Consider the following 23,667-nt stretch of genomic DNA (forward strand, 5'->3'; position numbering starts at 1 on the left):
ACAGTATGGCAAACTCGCGCCGTGACCCGTGCGCCCAGGCTCCTCGGACGGACGCCGTGCTCGACCGCCCTGAACGCGCGCCGCCGCGCGCGTGAGCTCGCGGCCCTGGGCGACCGTCCGAGCGTCGACGTCGTCATCATCGGCGGCGGCGTCACGGGCGCCGGACTGGCGCTGGATGCCGCTTCTCGCGGCCTTCGAACCGTGCTCGTCGAGGCGCACGACCTCGCGTTCGGCACGAGCCGCTGGAGCTCCAAGCTCGTGCACGGCGGCCTCCGCTATCTCGCGAGCGGGCAGGTCGGCATCGCCTACGAGAGCGCGTTCGAGCGGCACCTGCTCATGACCCGCATCGCGCCGCACCTCACGCGGCCGCTCGCGCAGGTGATGCCGCTGTACGCCCCCGGGCACATCGCCCGCGGCGCGTACATCGGGTTCGGGTACGAGCTGGGCGATGGCCTGCGCCGCATGACGCGGACTCCGGGGAGCGTCCTCGCCGCGCCGGGTCCGCTCACGCGGTCCGAGCTGGTGCGGCTCGCTCCCGCAGTGCGCCGCGAGGACCTGCGCGGCGGCGTGCGGGGCTGGGACGGCCAGCTGTTCGACGACGCGCGACTCGTCGTCGCCATCGCGCGGACCGCCGCCGGGTACGGCGCATCCGTCCTGACGAGGGCGCGGGCGATCCGCGCGGCCGGCGACCGCGTCGTGGTGCGGGACGAGCTCGGCGGCGGGGAGCTCGAGCTGCGGGCGCGCGCGGTCGTCAACGCCACCGGGGTGTGGGCGGGGGAGGTCGACCCGGACGTGCACCTGCGGCCGAGTCGCGGCACGCACCTCGTCGTCGAGACGGCGCGCCTGGGCTGGTCGGACGTGTCGCTCACCGCACCGCTTCCCGGCTCGTCGAGCCGCTTCGTGTTCACGCTCCCTGCGGCGCACGGCCGCACGTACATCGGCCTCACCGACGTCCCGGCGGACGGGCCGCTGCCCGATGTCCCGCAGGCGACGGATGACGAGATCGACCAGCTGCTCGGCGTGATCGGCACTGTGCTCGCCGCGCCCCTCACGCGCTCCGACGTCGTCGCGACGTTCGCAGGGCTGCGCCCGCTGCTCACCGGGCCGTCCCACGGCGACGAGACGAGCGACCTCTCGCGCCGGCACGCGATCGTCGAATCCGGCTCCGGTCTCCTGTCGGTCGTCGGCGGCAAGCTCACGACCTACCGCCGCATGGCGCAGGACGGCATCGACGCCGTGGCGGCGCGCCTGCGCGACGTGCCCGCGTCGCAGACCCACTCGCTCCCGCTCGTGGGCGCGTGGCCGCGGGAGCGTCTCGACGAGGTCGCGGCATCCCCTCGACTCGTGCGGCGCTACGGCGCGGAGGCGCCGTTCGCGGCCGGCCTGCCCGACGGTCCTGGCGCGGCGCGCGGCGTCACGGCGCAGGAGCTGCAGTGGGGCGTCGAGGTGGAGGGCGCTCTCACGGTCGACGACCTGCTGGATCGCCGCACCCGGCTGGGGCTCGTCGTGGCCGATCGCGAGGCGTCGACGGATGCCGCGGCATCCGCCTTCGAGCGCGCCGGGGTCGGGCCCGCCTGAGGCGCGTCGCGTGTCGGAGGGCCGCCGCATACTGGGCCGTGTGACTCGCGAGCGCGCCCACGGAATCGGCGTCCTGCAGGGAACGGCGCTGTACGTCGCCGCGATCCTCGGCAGCGGCCTGCTCGTGCTGCCCGGGCTGGCGGCCCGTGCCGCGGGTCCGGCATCCGTCCTGGCGGTCTGCGCCGTGATCCTGCTCGCCGTCCCGCTCGCGGGCACCTTCGCCGCGCTCGCGTCCCGATACCCCGATCCAGGCGGAGTGGCGAACTACGTGCGGCGCGCCATCGGGCCGACCGCCGCACGGGCGACCGGCTACTGGTTCTACTTCGGGGTCGCGGCGGGCTTTCCCGTCCTGGTCCTGCTCGGCGGCGACTACGTCACGGCCATCGCGGGGATCGCGCCGTCCGCGGCTCCCGTCGTCGGGCTCGCGATCCTCATCCCGCCGTTCGCGATCAACATGCTCGGCGTGCGCACGGCCGGGTGGGTGCAGTTCGTCCTGACCGGCACCCTGACGGCGATCGTCGTGTTCGTGGTGGCCGCGGCGGTCCGCGCTGTGGAGCCGGCGCGGTTCGCGCCGTTCCTCCCGCACGGGTGGGCCGGCGTCGGCACGGCGATCAGCCTGTTCGTGTGGGCCTTCGCCGGGTGGGAGGTCGGCACGCACATCTCGGGCGAGTTCCGCGACCCGCGCAGGGCCATCCCGATCGCCACCGCCATCGCGCTCGCGATCCCGGGCGCCGCGTACGTCCTGCTCCAGATCGTCACCGTCGGCGTGCTGGGCGGCACCGGCGGGGGCGGGACGGTGCCGCTCGTGACCCTGGCGGCCGACGCGGCGCCGGGCGTCGGGCCCGTCGTCGTCGGCGCTGCGGCGGGCATCGTCTCGCTGGGCGTGCTCAACTCGTATCTCGCGGCGTTCGGAAAGCTCGGAGCATCCCTCGCCGTCGCACGCGATCTGCCTCACGTCCTCGCCCCCGGTGCGGAGGCGGGCGGCGTGCCGCGGCGCGCACTGCTCCTGACGTTCTGCATCGCCCTCGCCTACATCGCCGCGGCGGTCGCGACCGGTGGAGACCTGCAGACGTTCATCCTGATCCACACCGGCAACATGGTCTCGATCTACACGGCGGGCATGATCGCGGCCCTGCGGATCCTGCCTCGGCGCACGCCCGGCTGGTACATGGCGCTCGTGGCCGCGGTGCTCTCGATCGCGCTGCTCGTGCTGAACATCGCACATCTCGCGCCGGCGATCATCCTCGCCCTCGCAGCCGTCGGGGTGACCCTGTGGCGCAGATGGCGTCGGCGGCACCGCACCCGACGTGCGGAGGCGGCGCACAGCCTGAGCTGAGCGCCGCGCGCGGTCGCCGAGGTCACACCCCGGCTGACGTCCGTCAGAGCGTGAGGGTCGCGTGCAGGATGCCGGCGGACTCCGCGGCGTGCACCTTCGGGGAGCCGGTCGCGGTCGATGCCATCGGCGGACGCGAGATGACACGGATGCTGCGGCCCCCGAGCTCCGGGGCGACTTCGAGCGCGATGAACGGCCACGCGCCCTGGTTCTCGGGCTCGTCCTGCATCCACACGAGCTCCGCGTTCGGGTACTGCCCGAGCACCCGGTTGAGCTCGGCGACGGGGGCCGGGTAGAACTGCTCGAGGCGGACGAGGGCGATCTCGGCGTTCGGGTTCTTGTCGAGCTCGGCGCGGAGGTCCCAGTACGGCTTGCCCGCAGTGAGCACGACGCGGCGGACTGCATCCTTCACGACGCCGCGGTCGTCGTCGAGCACCGGCTCGAAGCGGCCCGACGTGAAGTGCGACACCGGGCTCGTCGCCCCGCGCAGGCGCAGCATCGCCTTCGGCGTGAAGACGACGAGCGGGCGGCGCGGGCGCGAGTACGCCTGGCGGCGCAGCAGGTGGAAGTACGAGGCGGGCGTCGAGGGGCGCGCGACGCTCATGTTGTCCTGGGCGGACAGCTGCAGGTAGCGCTCGATACGCGCCGACGAGTGGTCGGGTCCCTGACCTTCGTATCCGTGCGGCAGGAGGAGGACGACGCTCGACTGCTGCCCCCATTTCTGGTCGGCAGACGAGAGGTACTCGTCCACGACCGACTGCGCGCCGTTCGCGAAGTCGCCGAACTGGGCCTCCCACAGCACGAGGGCGTCGGGACGCTCGACCGAGTAGCCGTACTCGAAGGCCATCGCCGCGTACTCGCTGAGGAGCGAGTCGTACACGAAGAACCGACCCTGGTTGTCGGACAGGTTCGCCAGCGGCAGCCACTCCTGGCCGTTCGCGCGGTCGTGCAAGACGGCGTGGCGCTGGACGAATGTGCCGCGGCGGGAGTCCTGTCCGGCCAGACGCACGTTGGTTCCCTCGACGAGGAGGGAGCCGAAGGCGAGCAGCTCGCCGAAGGCCCAGTCGATGCCGCCGTTGCGGCTCATGTCGTAGCGCTTGTCGAGCAGCTGCTGCAGCTTGGGGTGGACCGTGAAGCCGTCGGGCTTGTTGACGAACGCGTCGCCGACGAGGTTGACCACCTCGGCCGGCACGCCGGTCGTCTCGGGCTCGCCGACCACGGGGGACAGATACGCTTCGGCGTTCACCACCGGCGATGCGCCGGTCTCGGCCTCGTGCGTCTCGGCGAACGCGACCTCCAGGCGGCCCTGGAAGTCTCCCTTCGCCCGGTCGTACTCCTCCTCGGTGATGTCGCCGCGGCCGACGAGAGCCTCGGTGTACAGGCGGCGCACGGAGCGCTTGGCCTCGATGAGGTTCGTCATGAGGGGCTGCGTCATCGACGGGTCGTCGCCCTCGTTGTGACCGCGGCGGCGGTAGCAGACGATGTCGATGACGACGTCGCGGTGGAACTTCTGGCGGTAGCGGAACGCGACCTCGGCGACATGGACGACGGCCTCCGGGTCGTCGCCGTTGACGTGGAAGATCGGCGCCTGGATCGTCTTGGCGACGTCGGTGGCGTACACCGAGGTGCGGCCGTCGACGGGAGTCGTCGTGAAGCCGACCTGGTTGTTGACGACGACGTGGATCGTGCCGCCCGTGCGGTAGCCGCGCAGCTGGGACATCTGCAGCGTCTCGACGACGACGCCCTGGCCGGCGAAGGCGGCCTCGCCGTGCACCAGGATCGGCAGCCACGTGAAGGTGCCGATGGGCTTGCGGTCCTGCTTGGCGCGGGTGATGCCCTCGAGCACCCCGTCGACGGTCTCGAGGTGCGACGGGTTCGCGGCGAGCAGGACGGGGAGCTCCTCGCCGCCGTCGGCGACGAACGTGCCCTCGGTGCCGAGGTGGTACTTCACGTCGCCCGAGCCGCTCTTGGAGCCGATGGCCACCGAGCCCTCGAACTCGCGGAAGATCTGGCTGTACGTCTTGCCGGCGATGTTCGTCAGCACGTTGAGGCGGCCGCGGTGCGCCATGCCGATCGCGGCGCCGTCCAGGCCCTCGGTCGCGGCGCCCTGCAGGATCTGGTCCAGCAGGGGGATGAGCGATTCGCCGCCCTCCAGGCTGAAGCGCTTCTGGCCGACGTACTTCGTCTGCAGGAACGTCTCGAACGCCTCGGCCTCGTTGAGCTTGCCGAGGATGCGCATCTGCTCGTCGTGGCCGGGCTTCTGGTACTTGACCTCGATGTTGTCCTGGAACCACTTGCGCTGGCCCGGATCCTGGATGTGCATGTACTCGATGCCGATCGTGCGGCAGTACGAGTCGCGCAGGACGCCCAGGATGTCGCGCAGCTTCATGACCCGCTTGCCGCCGAAGCCGCCGGTCACGAACTCGCGATCGAGGTCCCAGAACGTGAGGCCGTGCGTCTCGATCTCGAGGTCGGGGTGCATGCGCTGGCGATACTCGAGCGGGTCGATGTCCGCCATGAGGTGACCGCGGACGCGGTAGGAGTTGATGAGCTCCTGCACGCGCGCCGTCTTGTCGACGCGCTCGGCGATGTCGACGTGGATGTCCGCGTTCCACCGGATGGGCGCGTAGGGGATGCGCAGGGCAGCGAAGATGTCGTCGTAGAAGCCGCGCTGGCCGATGAGCAGCTCGTGCACCTTCTTCAGGAACTCGCCGGAGCCGGCGCCCTGGATGACGCGGTGGTCGTACGTGCTCGTCAGGGTGATCGTCTTGCCGATGCCGAGCTCGACGAGCGTCTTCTCGCTCGAGCCTTGGAACTCGGCGGGGTACTCGAGGGCGCCGGCGCCGACGATGCATCCCTGCCCCTTCATGAGGCGGGGGACCGAGTGGACCGTGCCGATGCCGCCGGGGTTGGTCAGCGAGATCGTCGTGCCCTGGAAGTCCGCGGCCGTCAGCTTGTTGGCGCGGGCGCGCCCGATGAGGTCCTCGTAGGAGGCGAGGTACTCGCCGAAGGTGAGGGTGTCGGCGCGCTTGATGCTCGGGACGAGGAGGGCGCGCGTGCCGTCCGGCTTCGGAAGGTCGATCGCGATGCCCAGGTTGATGTGCGCGGGGGCGACGACGGAAGGCTTGCCGTCGATCTCGGCATAGAAGACGTTCTGGCTCGGGAACTCCTTGATCGCCTGGATGAGGGCCCAGCCGATGAGGTGCGTGAAGCTGACCTTGCCGCCGCGTGTGCGCGCCATGTGGTTGTTGATGACGATGCGGTTGTCGATCATCAGCTTCGCCGGGACGGTCCGGACGCTGGTGGCGGTCGGGATGGTGAGCGACTCGTCCATGTTCGCGGCGAGCGTCTTCGGCATGCCGCGCAGGACGGTGACGACATCGTTCTCGGGGGATGCCTCGCCCACCGAGGGCTCGACCTTCGGCGCCTGCGCGGGGATCGGCTGCGGGGCGGCCGGACGGGCCGTGGTGCGCGCGACGGGCTGGGTGCCGATGACCGGGACGGGAGCCGTGACCGGGCGGGTGTCCGTCGCCGCAGGGGGCTGGGTGGTGCGCGGCGCGGGTGCCGCTGTCGCGGCCGTCGCGGCCGCCGCAGCGGCATCCTTGGAGATCTGTGCCGCGCCGTAGGATTCGAGGACCGGCCACCACTCCTTGTCGACCGCGTTCCGGTCCTTCGAGTACTGCTCGTAGAGCTCCTCCACGAGCCACTCGTTGGCTCCGAACTCTCCTTCGTTTGCGGTACCGGCGCCGGTCACCTGGCTCGACACAGTCGATCGCCTGCTTTCATCGGTGAGGATCGTGTTTGCGGACGCGTGCAGCGGCACGCGCGCGACTGTTAAGCCTAACCCAGTCTCCTCAGCCGATGTCCGGGCGTGTCGCGCTCCCAGGTATCGCCCGGCTCGGGCAGGACGGGAGACGGAGGAACCGCGATCACTAGGCTGGCAGCATGGAATTCTACGGCGACGAGCCCGAGGTCGACCTGACCTATTCCGACGTGTTCCTGGTTCCCCGCCGATCGGGCGTCGCGAGCCGGCTCGATGTCGATCTGTCGCCGGGCGACGGAAGCGGGGCGACCCTCCCGCTCGTCTCCGCGAACATGAACTCGGTCACCGGCGCCCGCCTCGCCGCGACGCTCGCCCGCCGCGGCGGCATGGGCGTCCTCCCGCAGGACATGCCGTTGCAGGAGCTGGATGCGGCGATCCGCTGGGTCAAGGATCAGCCGGTGTCCTGGGACACGCCGCTCGTGCTGCCGCCCCACGCGACCGTGGCGGACGCGGCCCGTCTCCTGCCGCCGATCGACGGCCACGGCGTCGTCGTCGCCGAGGCGTCGGCCGACGGCATCCGCATCGAGGACATCTCCGGAATCGTCCCCGCGGCGCGCCTCGGCACCGCCCTCTCCGACGCGCGCCTGGGCGACCTCGCGCACACCCGCCCGACGGCGATCGACGCCGATGACGTCGAGAGCGCCCGTCATGCGTTCGACCTCATCGTCGACAGTGACGCCGAGATGGTCTGCATCCTGCACCACGGCCTGCTCGTCGGCACGCTCTCGCGCCGCAGCGCCCTGCGCTCCACCCTGTACCGCCCTGCGGTGGACCGCTCGGGGCGACTCATCGTGGCCGCGGCCATCGGCATCAACGGTGACGTCGCCGCCAAGGCCCGTGCGCTCGCGGGCGCCGGCGTCGACGTGCTCGTCGTCGACACCGCGCACGGTCACCAGGAGGGGATGCTGCGCGCCCTGCGGGCCGTGGCCGACCTGGATCTCGGCATCCCGCTCGCTGCGGGCAACATCGTCACGGCCGAGGGCGTGCACGATCTGGTCACGGCGGGCGCCTCGATCCTCAAGGTCGGCGTCGGGCCGGGCGCCATGTGCACGACGCGCATGATGACCGCGGTCGGGCGGCCCCAATTCTCCGCGGTGCTCGAGACGGCCGAGGCCGCCCGCATCATGGGTGCGCACGTGTGGGCCGACGGGGGCGTGCGCTATCCGCGCGACGTCGCCCTCGCGCTCGCGGCCGGTGCCGCATCCGTCATGATCGGCTCCTGGTTCGCCGGCACGATCGAGGCCCCGGGCCTGCTGCAGACGGACGCGGCGGGACGCCTCTACAAGGAGTCGTGGGGCATGGCATCGACCAAGGCCGTGCACGAGCGGTTCGGCCGGCTCGATCCCTACGAGCTCGCGCGCAAGGAGCTGTTCGCCGAGGGCATCTCGTCGTCGAAGATCTACCTCGACCCGCTGCGGCCGGGCCTGGAGGACCTCATCGACATGATCACGTCGGGTGTGCGGTCCTCGTTCACGTACGCGGGAGCAGCGACGGTGCCCGAGTTCCACGAGCGCGCCCTCGTCGGGCTGCAGTCGGCCGCCGGCTACGAGGAGGGCAAGGCCCTCCCCGTGAGCTGGTAGCCCGCATCGCCGCACGGGGGGAAGGCCGGAGCCCGGCATCCACCCTCCCGTACAATGAATCGCACGATGGACGACCCGCCCAGTTGCAGACGCCCGCCCCACCGACCCGCCCCCCGATCGAGGGGGTGACGCGTGATGGACTACGTCATGCTGGGCGTGGGGCTGCTTCTGACAGTCGGCACGGGCCTGTTCGTGGCCAGCGAGTTCTCGCTCATCACACTCGATCGCGCCGACCTCGAGGCCCGCGAGGCGCGGGGTGAGACGCGGCTCGGGCTGACGATCCGCGCGCTGAAGTCCACCTCGACGCAGCTGTCGAGCGCGCAGCTCGGCATCACCCTCACGACGCTGCTCGCCGGCTACACGATGGAGCCGGCGATCTCGAGCCTCGTCCGTCCGCTGCTGGCGGGCGCCGGTCTCCAGGCCGCCGCCACACCCCTCTCGGTGTTCATCGGCGTCGCGGTCGCGACGATCCTGTCGATGATCCTCGGGGAGCTCGTGCCGAAGAACTTCGCGCTCGCGCTGCCGCGCGCCACGGCCAAGCTCGTCATGCCCTTCCAGGTCGGGTTCACGACCGTGTTCAAGCCGGCCGTCGCACTGCTCAACGGCAGTGCGAACGGCATCCTGCGGGGGATGGGCTTCGAGCCGAAGGAGGAGCTCTCCGGTGCGCGCACCGCCGAGGAGCTGTCGAGCCTCGTGCGCCGCTCCGCCAGTGCCGGCGTGCTGGAGGAGGACACCGCATCCCTCCTCGACCGCTCGCTGAACTTCGCCCGCCTCACGACGGCGGACGTCATGACCCCGCGACCGAGCATGCACGCGCTGCAGGCGGAGGACTCGGCCGACGACGTCGTGCAGCTGGCGCGCCGCACCGGTCACAGCCGGTTCCCCGTCTACGGCGAGTCGATGGACGACATCGTCGGCATCGTCCATCTGAAGGCCGCCGTCGGCGTCCCGCGCGAGCGGCGCCCGGACGTCCCGGCGGCGGCCCTCGCCACCGAGCCGCTGCGCGTGCCCGAGGCGGTGCACCTGGATGCCGTGATGTCCGAGCTGCGGGCCCGCGGCTATCAGATGGCCGTCGTGGTGGACGAGTACGGCGGCACCGCGGGCATCGTCACGCTCGAGGATCTCGTCGAGGAGATCGTCGGCGAGGTGCTGGACGAGCACGACCGTCGCAGCGCGGGAGTGGTGCGCGGCGAGGACTCGCTGACGTTCCCCGGCGATCTGCGGCCCGACGAGCTGCGGGACCGCGCCGGCGTGCGCGTGCCCGAGGGCGACGTCTACGACACCGTCGGCGGCTTCCTCATGAGCGTGCTCGAGCGCATCCCCATGGTCGGCGACGAGGTCGAGACCGACGGCGGCACGCTCAAGGTCGTGCGCATGGACGGGCGCCGTGTCGAACGGGTGGAGTTCACGCCCGCGCCCGCCGAGCCCCGGAACGGGGGCGACCGATGAGCGATTGGGCGGGAATCGTCTGGCTCGTGGTGCTGCTGATCGCCAACGGGTTCTTCGTCGCCGCCGAGTTCGCCGTGATCTCCGCGCGACGCTCGCAGATCGAGCCGCGCGCGGAGCGCGGGTCGCGCTCCGCGAAGACCGCGCTGTACGCCATGGAGCATGCGACCCTCATGCTCGCGACGAGCCAGCTGGGCATCACGATCTGCTCGCTCGTCATCCTGAACGTGTCCGAGCCCGCCATCCACCACCTCCTGGCCGGCCCGCTGGGACTCACGGGCCTCTCGGTGGCGGCGGTGGATGCCATCGGCTTCGCGGTCGCGCTGGTGCTCGTGAGCTACCTGCACGTGGTCGTCGGCGAGATGGTGCCGAAGAACCTCGCCTTCTCGATGCCCGATCGCGCCGTGCTGATCCTCGCGACGCCGCTCGTGTGGGTCTCGGTGGTGTTCCGGCCGGTGATCGTGGCGCTCAACTGGACGGCGAACCACGTGGTGCGCCTGTTCCGGGTCGAGCCGAAGGACGAGGCGAACTCGACCTTCACGCTCGACGAGGTCGCGACGATCGTCGAGCAGTCGCGTGCCGAGGGCGTCCTCGACGACGCGGCGGGAACCGTCGCGGCCGTCGTCGAGTTCACCGACAAGAAGGCGAAGGACGTCGCGGTGCCCGTCGGCTCGCTCGTCACGATGCCGCTGACCACGACGCCGGACGAGATCGAGCGCGCGGTGGCCAAGCACGGGTTCTCGCGCTACGTGATCGTCGATGACACCGGTGCGCCGGTGGGCTACGTGCACCTGAAGGACGTGCTGCGCGCCTCGGAGGGGCCCGATGCCGAGACGGTCGCCATGCGGCCGATCGAGGCCAGGCGCATCCACATGATGGTGCCGCTGCAGGAGTCGACGGACCTCGAGGATGCGCTGGCCGCGATGAGGGATTCGGGTCGCCACCTCGGCGAGGTGCGCGACGAGGCCGGCGGCACCACGGCGGTCCTCTTCCTCGAGGACGTGCTCGAAGAGCTCGTCGGCGAGGTGGAGGATGCGACGCGCCGCGGGCGCCGACGGTGACGCCCGGGACGGATGCGGAGGACCGGGCGTAGCCTGAGTCGATGGAGTGGACGCTCGCCGATACGGCCGGCATCGTGCGGATGCCGACGACCCACGACGACAAGTACACCCGCGGGGTCGTGGGCATGCGCACCGGCTCGGAGGCCTATCCCGGCGCCGCCGTCCTCGGCGTCGAGGCCGCATCGCGCGCGGGCGCGGGCATGGTGCGGTACGTCGGTCCGGAGCGCGCGCAGAACCTCGTGCTGCAGCAGCGGCCGGAGACGGTCGTCGGCGTCGGGCGCGTGCAGGCGTGGGTCATCGGATCGGGGACGTCCGCCGAGGGCCGCAGCGACGACGAGACCGACGCGCTGCGCGGCATCCTGGAGGGTCCCGAGCCCGTCGTCGTCGACGCCGGCGCCCTCGACCTGGTCCATCGCGGCGGAGGCCGCTGGATCCTGACGCCGCACGACGGGGAGCACGCGCGGCTGCGCGCCCGGCTGGGCCTGCCGGAGGTCGATCCCTCCGATGGAGCCCGCCGGGCGGCATCCGCGCTGGACACCGCGACCGTCCTCGGCGCCGTCGTCGTGCTGAAGGGGGCGGTGACCGAGATCGCGGAGCCCGGGGGGTGGACGGCGCGCGTCCACCTCGCGCCGCCGTGGCTCGCCACCGCGGGCGCCGGCGACGTGCTCGCGGGCACGATCGGAGCGGTCGTCGCGGGTGGACCGCCGTCGCAGGACACGGCATCCCTCGCCCGCCATGCCGCCGCCGGTGTGTGGCTGCACTCTCAGGCCGCGGCGATGTGCGCGGGCCAGATGGCGCCGCGCGGCGGACCGATGACCGCGATGGACGTCGCAGCCTGCCTTCCCCGCGCCGTCGCCGTGGTGGTCGGATCGGTGCCCCGCCCGGAGTAAGACGCGCGACGGTCGTGCGACGCGTGTGCAGGAGCCGTCGATGGACGCACCCTAGGATTGGTCCTCGTGTCGAGACGAGCCGTGCTGTGGGTCGCCTTTCTGATCGTCCATGCCGGTGTCGCGCTGCTCGGCTACCTGCTGCCGACCGAGCCGATGGGCGACGTCTACAAGGTCTACCAGCCGTGGTCCACGGCGGCGATCACCGGCCACGGCATCGTCGGCATCACCGAGCCGTGGGTGTATCCCCAGCTGGCCCTGATCCCGATGATCCTCGCGCACGGGTTCGTGTGGATGACCGGGACCTACACCGTCGCATGGGCGCTCCTCGTGACGTGCGCCGACGCGCTGGCGTTCTGGATGCTCGTCGGTCGCGGCCGTTCGGTCGGGCGCAATGTCGGCGCGTGGTTCTGGCTGAGCTTCATCGCCCTCCTCGGCCCGATCGGCATGTACCGCCTCGACGGCGTCACGGTGCCCCTCGCGATCGCGGGATGCCTCTGGCTCGTGGGACGGCCGTGGCTGGGGAGCATCCTGCTCGCCGTGGCCACCTGGATGAAGGTGTGGCCGGCCGCGCTCGTCGCCGCGGCGATCATCGCCGTCCGCCGCCGGCTGGCGGTCCTCGGCGGCGCCGTCGTGGTGTCGGCGCTGACGCTCCTCGGCGTGGTGGTCGCCGGAGGCGGCCGCTACGCGTTCAACTTCATCGGCGACCAGACCGGCCGCGGACTGCAGGTCGAGGCGCCGGTCTCCACCGTGTACGTCTGGCAGGCCGTCGCGCGGCTCCCCGCCTCATGGATCTTCTACGACGCCCGGCTCAACACCTTCAACGTGCACGGTCCCGGTGAGGAGGTCGTCGTCGCCTTCATGACGCCGCTGCTCGCGATCGCCGTGCTCGCCCTCGCCGTGATCGGCGCGTACAAGGCCTGGCACCGCGCATCCTTCCACGCCCTCTTCCCGCCGCTCGCGCTCGGGCTCGTCCTCGCGTTCATCGTGTTCAACAAGGTCGGCTCACCGCAGTACGTCACGTGGGTCGCCGCGCCTCTGGTCGTCGGACTCGTGATCGACCGGCGGCGCTGGGCGGGCCCGGCGACGCTCGGACTCGTGCTCGCCTTCGTGACGCTGCTCGAGTATCCGATCTTCTACGAGCAGGTGCTCGAGGCGCAGGCCTTCGCCGAGGCCATCCTCACATTGCGCAGCGCGCTCGAGATCGCCCTGCTGGTGTGGACCGTCGTGCGGCTCGTGGCGGTGCCCGTGCCGGGACGCGAGCGCGCACCCCGCGCGATCGCGGCGCGCTAGCGTGGAAGGATGCTGGTCGCCTTCTCTGTCGCCCCGAGCGGGACGGGCCGTGCCGACGGCTCGGTCCACGACGCCGTCGCCGCTGCCGTGCGGATCGTCCGCGAGTCCGGTCTGCCTCATCGCACCACGTCGATGTTCACCGAGATCGAGGGGGAGTGGGATGACGTCTTCGACGTCGTCAAGCGCGCGACCGAGGCCGTGGGCGCCTTCGGCTCCCGGGTGTCGCTCGTGCTGAAGGCCGACATCCGGCCGGGATACGTCGGCGAACTCGACGCGAAGGTGGAGCGGCTCGAAGCGGCGCTCGACGCCACCGCCGACGACGCCGTCGACACGCCGGCCGACGACATCGACCTCTGATCGCGCCGCGCGTCCCTCCCGTGGGCGGCCCACAACGTCCCGCGGGAGGCTCTCGAATCGATTCGACGACGGCAGGTCGTCGGCGGTAGCCTGAACGCATGACCTCCGCCACCGCGTCTCGCGGCGCCGCGTCGCGCGCGCTGCTCGCCCTCGCGATCGGCAGTTTCGGCATCGGCATGACGGAGTTCGTCGTCATGGGTCTGCTGCCGAACATCGCCGAGGCGCTGCTGCCCGGGCAATGGGCGGCGAGCCCCGAGACGGGCATCGCGCACGCCGGCTGGCTCATCTCGCTCTACGCCCTGGGCGTCGTCGTCGGCGCGCCGACCATCGCGGGGGCGGTCGCGCGCTTTCCCCGGCAGCGGGTCATGTTCGGCCTCGCGCTCGCGCTCACGGTGTTCAACGCCCTGACCTTCCTGGCGCCGAACTTCGAGCTCGTGGCCGTCTCGCGCTTCCTCGCCGGCCTCCCGCACGGGGCGTACTTCGGCATCGGGGCGCTCGTCGCCGCAGACGTGCTCGGTCCCGGCAAGCGCGCGCGAGGCGTCGCGTTCGTGCTCACGGGTCTCACGGTCGCCAACGTCGTGGGCGTGCCGCTCGGCACCTTCCTCGGTCAGCAGCTCGGCTGGCGCGCCGCGTTCATGGTCGTGGCGGGGATCTTCGCCATCGCGACGGTCGCCATCGCCTTCTGGGTGCCGGAGCACGAGGGCAGCCCCGAGCGCACGCTCCGCAAGGAGCTGGGGGTGTTCCGCATCGGACAGGTGTGGCTGGCCCTCGGCGTCGGCGCCATCGGGTTCGGCGGCTTCTTCGCCGTCTACAGCTACGTCGCTCCGCTCGTGACCGAGGTCGCCGGCGCGCCCACATGGGCAGTGCCGATCGTGCTGGTGATCATGGGCGTCGGCATGACCGTCGGAAACCTCGTCGGCGGGCGCCTCGCCGACCTCGACCTCGCGCGCACGCTGCTGGTCGGCCTCGTGGGACTGGCCGCGGTGCTCGTCCTGCTCGCCCTCACCGCGCAGTGGATCATCGTGCTCGCGTTCTTCGTCTTCGCGGTCGGCGCCGTCGCCTCGACACTCAGCCCCACCATCCAGACCCGGCTGATGGATGTCGCGCAGGACAATCAGTCCATCGCGGCCGCCCTGAACCACTCAGCCTTGAACATCGGCAACGCCCTCGGCGCCTTCCTCGGCGGCATCGTCATCGCGATCGGCTGGGGCTTCGCCGCCCCGGCGTGGGTCGGCGCCGTGCTCGCCGTGGCGGGACTGGCGCTCGCGCTGACGAGCCTCGGCATCGAGCGTCGCCGTGCCGCGGTGCCGGTGCACGCGCTCTGAGCGGCGCCCGCGGCGGCGCGCGGGCCTACGCTGAGGGGATGCCGGATACGCCGCTGGACCGCGCACTCAGGGATCTCGTGGATGGTTCCGCCGCGGGCGATTCGGACGACCGGGAGCTGCCCGTCGCCGGGACCGCGCTCGTGGTGCGCGACGGGGATGCCGGCATCCAGGTCCTGCTCATCCAGCGGCCCGACACGGGCTCCTTCGCGAGCGCGTGGGTGTTCCCGGGCGGCAAGCTCGAGGCATCCGATCGCGACGGGCTGCCCGAGGACGCGACCGAGGAGGATGTCGCGCGCCGCGCGGCCGTGCGGGAGACGCTCGAAGAGGCCGGCCTCGTCATCCGGCCCGCCGCGACCCTCTCGGTGTGGGATCCGCCCGCCGGGGCGAAGCCGCGCATCCGCACGTGGTTCTTCCTCGCCGCCGATCCGGCAGGCGACCTGGCACTGGCCGAGGGCGAGGTCGTCGGGGCCGAGTGGGTGCGTCCGCGCGATCTGCTCGACCGCCATGCGAGCGGTGAGGCGACCCTCTACCCGCCGACGTGGGTGACGCTCACGGCGATCGCGGATACGCCGGACTTCGCCACGCTGGTCGCCGGCATCCGCTTCGAGCGCTTCACGACGTCCGCGCGCCGCGGCGCATCTGGGCCGATGCTGCTGTGGCCGGACGACGCCGAGTACGACGGGGATGCGGCGGGCTCGGCGCGTCACCGCCTGGAGGTCGGCTCGCTGCCCTGGGTCTACACCCGCACGGGCGAGGCGTGAGAAGGCCCCGAGTTTCGCCCAGCTTTGGAGTAAGGTCGATCCGCGCGATAGACAAGCGCGCAGAAGGATGCGTCGATGCGCCGGTTTCTCGCACCCGTCCTCGTGGTCGTGCTGGCGCTCGCAGGAGTGATTTCGGCTTCGCCTGCAGCCGCCAGTACGAGCATGACGGGCCAAGTCGACGGCATCTCGGTCACGTACTCGTACGGACCTCAACTCAACGTGTACGGGTGGACCGATACGATCGGGCCGGAGAACGGTAACAACAATCTCGTAGAGGTCACTCTTACCGGCCCAGACGGGGCCGCCGTACCGACCGACATCGGCCAGCCGCTGCTGGCCACTCTTCAATTCTCGAACGGTTACGACGACCATCCGGTCGCCGATTCTTTCGGTCGCGTCGTTCACCATGGCTTCTGGACCTCGGCCCGGGTCGACAAGCCGGGCGTCTACAAGGCGTGCGTCCAGGTCGCGCCGGGATACCCGACTCCCACCGCCGGAAGCTGGGCGAGTCTCGGGTGCGCGACGGTCACGGTGGCCGCGCGCGTGATGGGGGGTGCGATCACCTCGATCGGCCCGCACGCCGGTCAATCCGGCCTGTATGTGGACGGCTGGATGAGCGACAGCTGGAGCGAAGAGTCCGGTTATGCGCAGTTCGACGTCTCATACACCGATGGTGTCCCGGCCGCCGACCATCCTGCCGGGCCGATCCAAGGAGGCCCGTATTTTGGCGCGCCTTCCGCGACCCTCTCGGCCCAGCATCCTGGAGTTGTGGGCCTGACGCCGGTCACAACAGTCATCGACCCTGCGCCGCCCGGCACCTACAGTATCTGCGCAAGGTTCACGGACTCCACCGCTGCGGTGTCGTCTCCCAGCTCATGCATGACGGCAACGATCACGTCCGCCTACGACACCAAGACGTGGACACCCCCCGCCTCTGCCACCCTCGGCGTCGGAACGAGCGTCCGTGCATCCCCTGCGGTCTGGTCTCCCGATGATGCTGCGGTCGTCGATCGACTCGTGCTGGCGGATGACTTAACGAACCCGGACGTCGTCACGGTTCTCGCTCAGGCGTCTCCGGGCGGCGACCTACTCGTGCCGCCGACCGTGGCCGGCCACCGTGTCTGCATCCTCGAGACCGCCACCGTCCCCGGTGGTGTGCCGACAAGCCTGAGATCCTGTTACGAGGCGGATGTCGTCGGTGTGACGGTCGGCCGCGTCAGCGGCGATGATCGATATGCCACCGCCGCGGCGATGTCACGGACTGCGTTTCCCGTAGACGGTCCCGGGACGGTTTACGTCGCGTCCGGCGTCTCGTTCGCAGACGCGCTGTCGGTGGGGCCCGTCGTGACGAAGACGCACGCGGGACTGCTCCTGACCGACCCCTCAGGACTTCCCCCAGCGACGCAGACGGAACTGGCTCGGCTCCGTCCGGCCAGAATCGTCGTCGTTGGCGGTCCCGCAGCGGTGTCGGACACGGTGCTCGCACAGCTTCGGGGCCTCGCTCCCGCGGTGACCAGAATCTGGGGTTCAGACCGATATGCCACATCTCGCGCCGTCGTCGAGTCCGCGTATCCGCCGGGCTCGAGCGCACGCGTGCTGGTGGCGACGGGCGCGAACTACCCCGACGCCGAAGCAGCGGTTCCCGCAGCTGCGGCGCTTTCCGCACCGATCCTGCTCGTGAACGGAAGCGCGTCGGCCGTCGAGAGCGCGACAGCCGCCGAGCTGGCCCGCCTCGGCGCCGATCGCGTGACCGTCCTCGGAGGTCTTAACGCCATCTCGGCAGGGGTTGCGTCCACGATGGGCAGCAACGTCACGGTGGACCGTGTGGCAGGTGCGGATCGCTACGAGACAGCGGTCGCGATCGCACACCTCGCCTCGCCGGCGACCTCGGCGGATGCATACATCGCGTCCGGGGAGAACTTCCCCGACGCGCTTGCAGCGGCCACCCTGCTGGGTGCTGCACCCGGGCCTATCTACCTGTCGCCTCGCGATTGCGCGCCTCCGGACGTCGTGGCGGATGTCATCCGGATTGGAGCGACCACGGCGACCATCCTCGGCGGACCCGCGGTCCTGTTGCAGGATCGGTTCTACACCTGCACGAGCTGACGCGTCAGACCGGGGTGTCGAGGAGCCGGCGCAGGTGCATGCCGACGACGGCGGTCTCGATGAGGAACCCGTCGTGGCCGAAGTCGCTCGAGATGACGACGGCCGTGTCGCCGTCGAGCGTGTTCGGGATGGAGCGGGCGATGCGGTGCTGCCCGTCGATCGGGAAGAGACGGTCGCTGTCGATGCCGAGCACGAGGGCCGTCGCGGTGATGGATGCGAGCGCCTCCTCGACGCCCCCGCGACCGCGGCCGACATCGTGCGAGTTCATCGCCTCGACGAGCGTGATATAGCTGTTCGCGTCGAAGCGTCGTGTGAACTTGTTGCCGTGGAAGTCGAGGTACGACTCGACCGCGAAGCGACCGCCGTGCCCGAGCGGGCTCACACCCGATTGCCATGACCGCTGGAAGCGCAGGTTGAGCTCGGCCGGGCTGCGGTAGTTCAGGAGGGCCATGCGCCGCGCGAGCGCGAGGCCCCGGTGGGGTCCGTCGCCGTCGCCGGCGTCGTAGTAGTCGCCGCCCTGGAAGCGCGGATCGATCTGGATCGCCTCCAGCTGCACGGAGTTGAGCGCGATCTGGTCGGCCGTGTTGACCGGGGGAGCGGCGAGGATGCCGACGCGAGCGACGCGATCGGGGAAGGTCGCCGCCCACTCGAGCGCGTGCATGCCGCCCATCGAGCCGCCGATGACCGCGGCCCACGTCCCGACGCCGAGCGCGTCGGCGAGGTGCTCCTGCGCCGCCACCTGATCACGGGTCGTGAGGTAGGGGAACCGCGCGCCCCACTCGGTGCCGGTCGGACCGATGCTCGCGGGACCCGTGGAGCCCTGGCATCCACCCAGCATGTTCGGCGCCACGACGAACCACCGATCCGTATCGATGGGACCGCCCGGGCCGACGATGTCGTCCCACCAGCCGCTGGTGGCGTGCCCCGGGCCCGCCGCTCCCCGTACGTGGCTGTCGCCCGTGAGCGCGTGCAGCACGAGGACGGCGTTGTCGCCGGCGTCATTGAGCTCGCCCCACGTCTCGTACGCGATGCGGAACACCGGCAGCTCGCGCCCGCCCTCGGTGCGGAAGTCGCGGAACGTCGCGAACCGTCGATCGCCGACGGGGTCGCCGTCGCGCCACGCCCCGCTCGCCGGAGGACGGCCGAGGAGCGACCGGGCGTCGGCCTCCGTGACGGGTGCCGAGGGCACCGTGTCTTCGGAGGTCTGCCAGTCCATCCGTCCATTCTCCCGGATGGGTGCGGTGTGCCCCCGTCTGTTACGGGTCGGTCAGCTGCGCACGCGGTAGCGGAGGTGCGTGACCCGGTCGGAGGAGAGGACCTGCAGCGGCTCCAGCTCGATGCGGTCGTCGCCGAGACCCTCGAGCAGGCGCACGCCGTCGCCGAGGATCACCGGGACGACGTGCAGGTGCAACTCGTCCAGGAGGCCCGCGGCGATCACCTGCTGGGTCACCGCGGCCCCCATCACGGCGACATCGCGGTCGCCGGCAGCCTCCCGAGCGCGATCGACGGCCTCGCGGATGCCGCCCGCGAAGTGGAAGACGCCGGTGCCGGTCGCGATGTCGTCCTGCGTCCGATGGGTCACGACGAACGTCGGCGCCGGGAACGGAGTGCCGTCCCAGTGGGCCCTGCCGACGTCGTAGGTCGTCCGGCCCAGGACCACGGCACCGACGGAGTCCGCCATTCTGCGCACGACCTCGGCATCCACCGCATCCGAAGGCGACGGCGAGAGCCATCGATGCAGGCGCTCCCCGCCGAGGCCCATCGGATCGCGCACGCTCACTCTCGGGCCTGCGGCGAATCCGTCCAGCGAGACCGAGACATCCGCCAGCACCGCATTCATGACACCACGCTCCTTCGCCGACGACCGATTGCATTCTGCAATCGCTTCGTCCGAGGCTAGCGAGAGTGAGGAGGACACGCTCCTCACGCGCACCCCGGCATCCCACTGCCGGCGGGAGCGCCCCGGACGAGCGATGAGCTGCGGGCCGCGTACGCGAGCTCGCACGATGACGCGGGCGACGCTCGCTAGCGGCACGCTGTGCGTGTCGGCGGGTGTCGGTAGCGTCGCGCGCATGGACGTCATCGAGTGGATGCTGGACTCCGACCCCGCGATCCGGTGGCAGGTCCTGCGCGACCTGACCGACGCGCCCGAGGCGGACGTCGCGGCGGAGCGTGCGAGGGTCGCGACCGAGGGGTGGGGTGCTCAGCTGCTCGCGCTGCAGGGCGATGACGGCCTCTGGGACGGCGGCGTGTACCGGCCGGGGTGGGCGCAGGAGGACCGGCCCTTCTTCGACGCGTGGACCGCAACGCACTTCACGCTCGAGCAGCTGCGCGAGTTCGGGCTGGATCCGGCGAGCGCCCAGGCACAGCGCGCGCTCACGCTGGTGCGCGACAACGCCACGTGGGAGGGACGGCCGTATTTCGACGGCGAGATCGAGCCGTGCATCAACGGCACGGTGCTCGCGACCGCCGCCTACGTCGGCGAGGGAGGGGAGCGGGTGACGGAGACGCTCGTCGAGACGATGCTCGCCGACGGGGGCTGGAACTGCTGGGCCGAGTACGGCTCGCGCGTCTCGTCCTTCCACTCGACGATCTGCGCCCTCGACGGACTCCTCGCGTGGGAGCAGCACAGCGGACGGTCGGACCCCGCGACCGCCGCGCGTCACGCCGGTGAGGAGTACCTCCTCGAGCGCGGGCTGTTCCGCCGCAAGTCGACCGGGGAGGTCGCGGATCCCCGGTTCACCATGCTGTCGTACCCGACGCGCTGGTTCTACGACATGCTCCGCGGGCTCGACTACCTGCGCCGTGCGGACCTGCGCGACGAGCGTGCCGCCGAGGCGATGGAGCTGCTGCGCGGCAAGGCCGATGCCGATGGGCGATTCCGGCTCGAGAACATCCATGAGGGGCCGACGTGGTTCGGCCTCGACCAGCGCGAGGGCGCGCCGAGCCGCTGGATCACGCTGAAGGCGCTGCGCGTCCTGCGGTGGTGGGACGGGGCCTGACGCACCCTCGCTGCGGCGTCTCGGCTGCGAATCGCGGGTGCGGATACAGGCATCCAGGTATCAGTCGGAGGGCGCGGCCGCTCCGTCCGGTATGGAAACCGCCGCCGTCGTCGAGGAGCAGACGCAGGCCGCCCCCGTGGCCGCGCTGTGGAACCTGCGGCGTCGGGCTCTGTGGTTCTGGATCAAGCGCTATGCCCCGCCCGAGATCGCCGGCACGCTCACGATGGTGCTCGCCGGTGTCGCCGTCTCCGCGCTCGGGGCTCCCGTCTGGCTCGTGGGCGTCACCGCGGCCGTGGCGGAGGGCGTCGGCTTCTACGCCGTCGCCGGGATCGCGGTCTGGAGGGAACAGCGTCGAGCGTTTCCCGAGCGTGGGCGTGTCCGCATCCTGACCCGCGTCCTCGGCCTGCTGCTCTTCGAGTTCGGGTCGGCCGAGCTGCTCGACACCTTCCTCGTGCGGCCGGTCGCGATCATGATCGGCGTGCAGCTGCTGCCGCACGTCGCCGGGGGCCTCATCGCAGGCAAGCTCGTCGCGGACATCGCGTTCTACGTCCTCGCCGCGACCGCCTTCCGTGTCAGCGAGAAGACCGGCGTGCGCGGCACCTAGAGGAGACGATGGATGCCGCACACCCGAGGGTGTGCGGCATCCATCCCTTCGACGGGCTCAGGGACCGCCCTTCGACGGGCTCAGGGACCGCCCTTCGACGGGCTCAGGGACCGCCCTTCGACGGGCTCAGGGACCGCCCTTCGACGGGCTCAGGGACCGCCCTTCGACGGGCTCAGGGACCGCCCTTCGACGGGCTCAGGGACCGCCCTTCGACGGGCTCAGGGTCCGCCCTTCGACGGGCTCAGGGACCGCCCTTCGACGGGCTCAAGGGTCGGACGGTTTACGCGCGAGCGGCCTCCGACAGCCGACGCGCTGCGGCGAGGGCCTGGTCGAGGTCCGCCTTGAGGTCTTCGACGTTCTCGAGGCCGACGGAGAGGCGCACGAGGCCCGGCGTCACACCGGTCGTGAGCTGCTGCTCCGGGGTCAGCTGCGAGTGGGTCGTGGAGGCCGGGTGGATGACGAGCGAGCGCACGTCGCCGATGTTGGCCAGGTGGCTGAAGAGGGTCAGCGAGTTGACGAACTCGCGGCCCGCCTCGACACCGCCCTTGAGCTCGAACGACAGCACCGCGCCGACGCCCTTCGGGGCGTACGTGTTGGCAGCCGCGTACCACGGCGACGTGGGCAGGCCCGAGTAGTTCACCGAGGCGACGTCCTCGTGGTTCTCGAGCCACTCGGCGATCTCCTGCGCGTTCTGCACGTGCCGCTCGACGCGCAGCGACAGCGTCTCGATGCCCTGGATGAGCAGCCAGGCGCTGTTCGGCGAGATGGCCGCACCGAGGTCGCGCAGCAGCTGTACACGCGCCTTGATGATGTAGGCGAGGCCGTCGCCGACCGCGGTCGTGTACGACGCGCCGTGGTAGGAGGGGTCGGGCTCGGTGAGGCCGGGGAACTTCTCGACGTTCTTCGACCAGGCGAACGTTCCGCCGTCGACGATCACGCCGCCGATGACCGTGCCGTGGCCGCCGAGGAACTTCGTCGCCGAGTGCACGACGATGTCGGCGCCGTGCTCGAACGGACGGATGAGGTACGGCGTCGCGATCGTGTTGTCGACGATGAGCGGCACACCGGCCTCGTGCGCGACATCGGCGACGGCGCGGATGTCGAGCACGTTGATCTTCGGGTTGCCGATCGTCTCCGCGAAGAAGAGCTTCGTGTTCGGGCGCACCGCACGACGCCACTCCTCGGGGTCGTCCTGGTTCTCGACGAACGTGACCTCGATGCCGAGCTTGCCGAGCGTGTACTTGAAGAGGTTGTAGGTGCCGCCGTAGATGGAGGTCGACGAGACGAAGTGGTCGCCGGCCTCGGCGATGTTCAGGATCGCGAACGTCTCGGCCGCCTGGCCGCTCGCGACCAGCAGTGCGCCGGTGCCGCCCTCGAGCGCGGCGACGCGCTGCTCGACGACATCCTGCGTGGGGTTCTGGATGCGCGTGTAGATGTTGCCGAACTCGGCCAGCGCGAACAGGTTCGCGGCGTGGTCGGCGTTGTCGAACACGTACGACGTCGTCTGGTAGATCGGCGTCGCACGGGCCTTCGTGACGGGGTCGGGCTGGGCGCCGGTGTGGATCTGCTTCGTCTCGAAGCGCCAGTTCTCGGTAGCGGTCATGTTCGAACTCCTGTGGTCTGATCGGGTCTCCTCGAACAGTACGACTGCCTGGCCATGGCGACAACGGAAGGGAAATGTTGCGTAACCGGCGCCCGCGGCGCGGCCGGTAGCGTAGGGGCATGACGAGACGCGCTGTTGTCACGGGAGCCAGCTCGGGGATCGGAGAGGCGACCGCACGGGCGCTTCGGGCGAGTGGATGGGACGTCGTCGCGGTCGCGCGGCGGGCCGACCGTCTCGCAGCCCTCGAGGGGGAGACCGGCGTGGCGGCCTTCGCGGCCGATCTCACGCAGCAGAGCGACATCGACGCCCTCGCCGGCTGGCTGCTCCAGTCCGGCCCGGTCCACGCCGTCGTCCACGTCGCCGGCGGCGCCCGCGGCACGGAGCGCGTCGAAGACGGGGATCCCGAGGACTGGCGCTGGATGTTCGAGGCCAACGTGCTGTCGGTGCAGCGACTCACGGCGGCCCTGCTGCCGCAGCTGCGGGACGCGGCATCCGATCCGGACTCGCGAGGCGTGCCGCACGCCGACGTGCTGTTCGTCACCTCCACGGCCGCCCAGCTGGCCTACCCGGGCGGCTCCGGCTACAACGCCGCCAAGGCGGGCGAGGCGATGCTGGCTCACGCGCTGCGCCTCGAGCTGAACGGCGAGCCGATCCGCGTGGTGGAGATCGCGCCGGGCATGGTCCGCACCGAGGAGTTCGCGCTCAATCGGCTGCACGGCGACGAGCACGCGGCATCCAAGGTCTACGACGGCGTCGAGGATCCGCTGAGCGCGGAGGATGTCGCCGACGTCATCGCCTACGCGCTCAACGCGCCGGGGCACGTCAATCTCGATCTCGTGACGATGCGCCCTGTGGCGCAGTCCGCCGCGCACCTGCTCGCCCGCGGTCCGTTGCGGGTCAGGGGCTGA

18 protein-coding genes are annotated in these 23,667 nt (G+C 71.1%); 14 read left to right on the forward strand and 4 right to left on the reverse strand.

Annotation, left to right across the window (positions count from 1 at the left end):
• Positions 1–21 precede the first annotated feature (21 nt).
• Entirely contained in the window at positions 22–1,578 is a 1,557-nt protein-coding gene (locus SM116_RS06190; protein WP_320943585.1) for a glycerol-3-phosphate dehydrogenase/oxidase, read from the forward strand.
• A 40-nt stretch (positions 1,579–1,618) separates the two neighbouring features.
• Positions 1,619–2,914: an APC family permease gene (locus SM116_RS06195; protein WP_320943586.1), complete on the forward strand. Its 1,296-nt coding sequence runs from the start codon at positions 1,619–1,621 to the stop codon at positions 2,912–2,914.
• A gap of 43 nt (positions 2,915–2,957) precedes the next feature.
• On the opposite strand, the gene SM116_RS06200 is transcribed toward SM116_RS06195, so the two are convergent.
• Positions 2,958–6,677, reverse strand: coding sequence for a multifunctional oxoglutarate decarboxylase/oxoglutarate dehydrogenase thiamine pyrophosphate-binding subunit/dihydrolipoyllysine-residue succinyltransferase subunit (locus SM116_RS06200; protein WP_320943587.1), 3,720 nt, complete (start codon positions 6,675–6,677; stop codon positions 2,958–2,960).
• Between the two features lie 179 nt (positions 6,678–6,856).
• Here SM116_RS06200 and guaB1 point away from each other — a divergent pair, with 179 nt between their 5' ends.
• From guaB1 to SM116_RS06245, 9 genes are all read left to right on the forward strand, one after another.
• On the forward strand, positions 6,857–8,314 hold the full coding sequence (gene guaB1, locus SM116_RS06205; RefSeq protein WP_320943588.1) for a GMP reductase: 1,458 nt from the start codon (positions 6,857–6,859) through the stop codon (positions 8,312–8,314).
• Between the two features lie 135 nt (positions 8,315–8,449).
• A complete protein-coding gene (locus SM116_RS06210; RefSeq protein ID WP_320944109.1) occupies positions 8,450–9,763 on the forward strand; it encodes a hemolysin family protein in 1,314 nt (437 codons plus the stop codon).
• The gene (locus SM116_RS06215) at positions 9,760–10,821 is read left to right on the forward strand and encodes a hemolysin family protein (RefSeq protein WP_320943589.1); all 1,062 of its coding nucleotides are present in this window, start codon (positions 9,760–9,762) and stop codon (positions 10,819–10,821) included. The genes SM116_RS06210 and SM116_RS06215 overlap by 4 nt, the downstream gene beginning before the upstream one ends.
• A 41-nt stretch (positions 10,822–10,862) precedes the next feature.
• A complete protein-coding gene (locus SM116_RS06220) occupies positions 10,863–11,711 on the forward strand; it encodes an ADP-dependent NAD(P)H-hydrate dehydratase (protein WP_320943590.1) in 849 nt (282 codons plus the stop codon).
• 66 nt (positions 11,712–11,777) lie between these two features.
• Positions 11,778–13,001, forward strand: a complete 1,224-nt coding sequence (locus tag SM116_RS06225; protein WP_320943591.1) for a glycosyltransferase 87 family protein — start codon at positions 11,778–11,780, stop codon at positions 12,999–13,001.
• 9 nt (positions 13,002–13,010) lie between these two features.
• Positions 13,011–13,358 carry a thiamine-binding protein gene (locus SM116_RS06230; protein WP_320943592.1) on the forward strand — a complete coding sequence of 116 codons (348 nt, stop codon included), beginning with the start codon at positions 13,011–13,013 and terminating at the stop codon, positions 13,356–13,358.
• 98 nt (positions 13,359–13,456) lie between these two features.
• Positions 13,457–14,683 carry an MFS transporter gene (locus SM116_RS06235; protein WP_320943593.1) on the forward strand — a complete coding sequence of 409 codons (1,227 nt, stop codon included), beginning with the start codon at positions 13,457–13,459 and terminating at the stop codon, positions 14,681–14,683.
• A gap of 38 nt (positions 14,684–14,721) precedes the next feature.
• Positions 14,722–15,444: an NUDIX hydrolase gene (locus tag SM116_RS06240; RefSeq protein WP_320943594.1), complete on the forward strand. Its 723-nt coding sequence runs from the start codon at positions 14,722–14,724 to the stop codon at positions 15,442–15,444.
• Between the two features lie 162 nt (positions 15,445–15,606).
• Positions 15,607–17,550: a cell wall-binding repeat-containing protein gene (locus SM116_RS06245; protein WP_320943595.1), complete on the forward strand. Its 1,944-nt coding sequence runs from the start codon at positions 15,607–15,609 to the stop codon at positions 17,548–17,550.
• A 4-nt stretch (positions 17,551–17,554) separates the two neighbouring features.
• On the opposite strand, the gene metX is transcribed toward SM116_RS06245, so the two are convergent.
• Both metX and SM116_RS06255 read right to left on the reverse strand, forming a co-directional pair.
• Positions 17,555–18,766 carry a homoserine O-acetyltransferase MetX gene (metX, locus tag SM116_RS06250; RefSeq protein ID WP_320943596.1) on the reverse strand — a complete coding sequence of 404 codons (1,212 nt, stop codon included), beginning with the start codon at positions 18,764–18,766 and terminating at the stop codon, positions 17,555–17,557.
• Between the two features lie 51 nt (positions 18,767–18,817).
• On the reverse strand, positions 18,818–19,390 hold the full coding sequence (locus SM116_RS06255; protein ID WP_320943597.1) for a dihydrofolate reductase family protein: 573 nt from the start codon (positions 19,388–19,390) through the stop codon (positions 18,818–18,820).
• Between the two features lie 232 nt (positions 19,391–19,622).
• On the opposite strand from SM116_RS06255, the gene SM116_RS06260 reads away from it, so the two are divergent.
• Positions 19,623–20,552 (forward strand): hypothetical protein, encoded by a 930-nt coding sequence (locus SM116_RS06260; RefSeq protein ID WP_320943598.1) that lies wholly within the window; start codon positions 19,623–19,625, stop codon positions 20,550–20,552.
• Between the two features lie 91 nt (positions 20,553–20,643).
• The gene (locus SM116_RS06265) at positions 20,644–21,156 is read left to right on the forward strand and encodes a hypothetical protein (RefSeq protein WP_320943599.1); all 513 of its coding nucleotides are present in this window, start codon (positions 20,644–20,646) and stop codon (positions 21,154–21,156) included.
• Positions 21,157–21,436: 280 nt separating this feature from the next.
• On the opposite strand, the gene SM116_RS06270 is transcribed toward SM116_RS06265, so the two are convergent.
• The gene (locus SM116_RS06270) at positions 21,437–22,798 is read right to left on the reverse strand and encodes a bifunctional o-acetylhomoserine/o-acetylserine sulfhydrylase (RefSeq protein WP_320944110.1); all 1,362 of its coding nucleotides are present in this window, start codon (positions 22,796–22,798) and stop codon (positions 21,437–21,439) included.
• A gap of 80 nt (positions 22,799–22,878) precedes the next feature.
• On the opposite strand from SM116_RS06270, the gene SM116_RS06275 reads away from it, so the two are divergent.
• Positions 22,879–23,667 carry an SDR family oxidoreductase gene (locus SM116_RS06275; protein WP_320943600.1) on the forward strand — a complete coding sequence of 263 codons (789 nt, stop codon included), beginning with the start codon at positions 22,879–22,881 and terminating at the stop codon, positions 23,665–23,667.

Source organism: Microbacterium rhizosphaerae, assembly GCF_034120055.1.
Classification (GTDB): Bacteria; Actinomycetota; Actinomycetes; order Actinomycetales; family Microbacteriaceae; genus Microbacterium; species Microbacterium rhizosphaerae.

What these genes read in the sequence shown, in the direction of transcription:
- SM116_RS06255 (WP_320943597.1), bottom strand. Translation starts at nt 19,390, where the DNA reads ATGAATGCGGTGCTGGCGGATGTCTCGGTCTCGCTGGACGGATTCGCC.
- guaB1 (WP_320943588.1), top strand. Translation starts at nt 6,857, where the DNA reads ATGGAATTCTACGGCGACGAGCCCGAGGTCGACCTGACCTATTCCGAC.
- SM116_RS06275 (WP_320943600.1), top strand. Translation starts at nt 22,879, where the DNA reads ATGACGAGACGCGCTGTTGTCACGGGAGCCAGCTCGGGGATCGGAGAG.
- metX (WP_320943596.1), bottom strand. Translation starts at nt 18,766, where the DNA reads ATGGACTGGCAGACCTCCGAAGACACGGTGCCCTCGGCACCCGTCACG.
- SM116_RS06230 (WP_320943592.1), top strand. Translation starts at nt 13,011, where the DNA reads ATGCTGGTCGCCTTCTCTGTCGCCCCGAGCGGGACGGGCCGTGCCGAC.
- SM116_RS06245 (WP_320943595.1), top strand. Translation starts at nt 15,607, where the DNA reads ATGACGGGCCAAGTCGACGGCATCTCGGTCACGTACTCGTACGGACCT.
- SM116_RS06210 (WP_320944109.1), top strand. Translation starts at nt 8,450, where the DNA reads ATGGACTACGTCATGCTGGGCGTGGGGCTGCTTCTGACAGTCGGCACG.
- SM116_RS06265 (WP_320943599.1), top strand. Translation starts at nt 20,644, where the DNA reads ATGGAAACCGCCGCCGTCGTCGAGGAGCAGACGCAGGCCGCCCCCGTG.
- SM116_RS06215 (WP_320943589.1), top strand. Translation starts at nt 9,760, where the DNA reads ATGAGCGATTGGGCGGGAATCGTCTGGCTCGTGGTGCTGCTGATCGCC.
- SM116_RS06220 (WP_320943590.1), top strand. Translation starts at nt 10,863, where the DNA reads ATGGAGTGGACGCTCGCCGATACGGCCGGCATCGTGCGGATGCCGACG.
- SM116_RS06260 (WP_320943598.1), top strand. Translation starts at nt 19,623, where the DNA reads ATGGACGTCATCGAGTGGATGCTGGACTCCGACCCCGCGATCCGGTGG.
- SM116_RS06235 (WP_320943593.1), top strand. Translation starts at nt 13,457, where the DNA reads ATGACCTCCGCCACCGCGTCTCGCGGCGCCGCGTCGCGCGCGCTGCTC.
- SM116_RS06240 (WP_320943594.1), top strand. Translation starts at nt 14,722, where the DNA reads ATGCCGGATACGCCGCTGGACCGCGCACTCAGGGATCTCGTGGATGGT.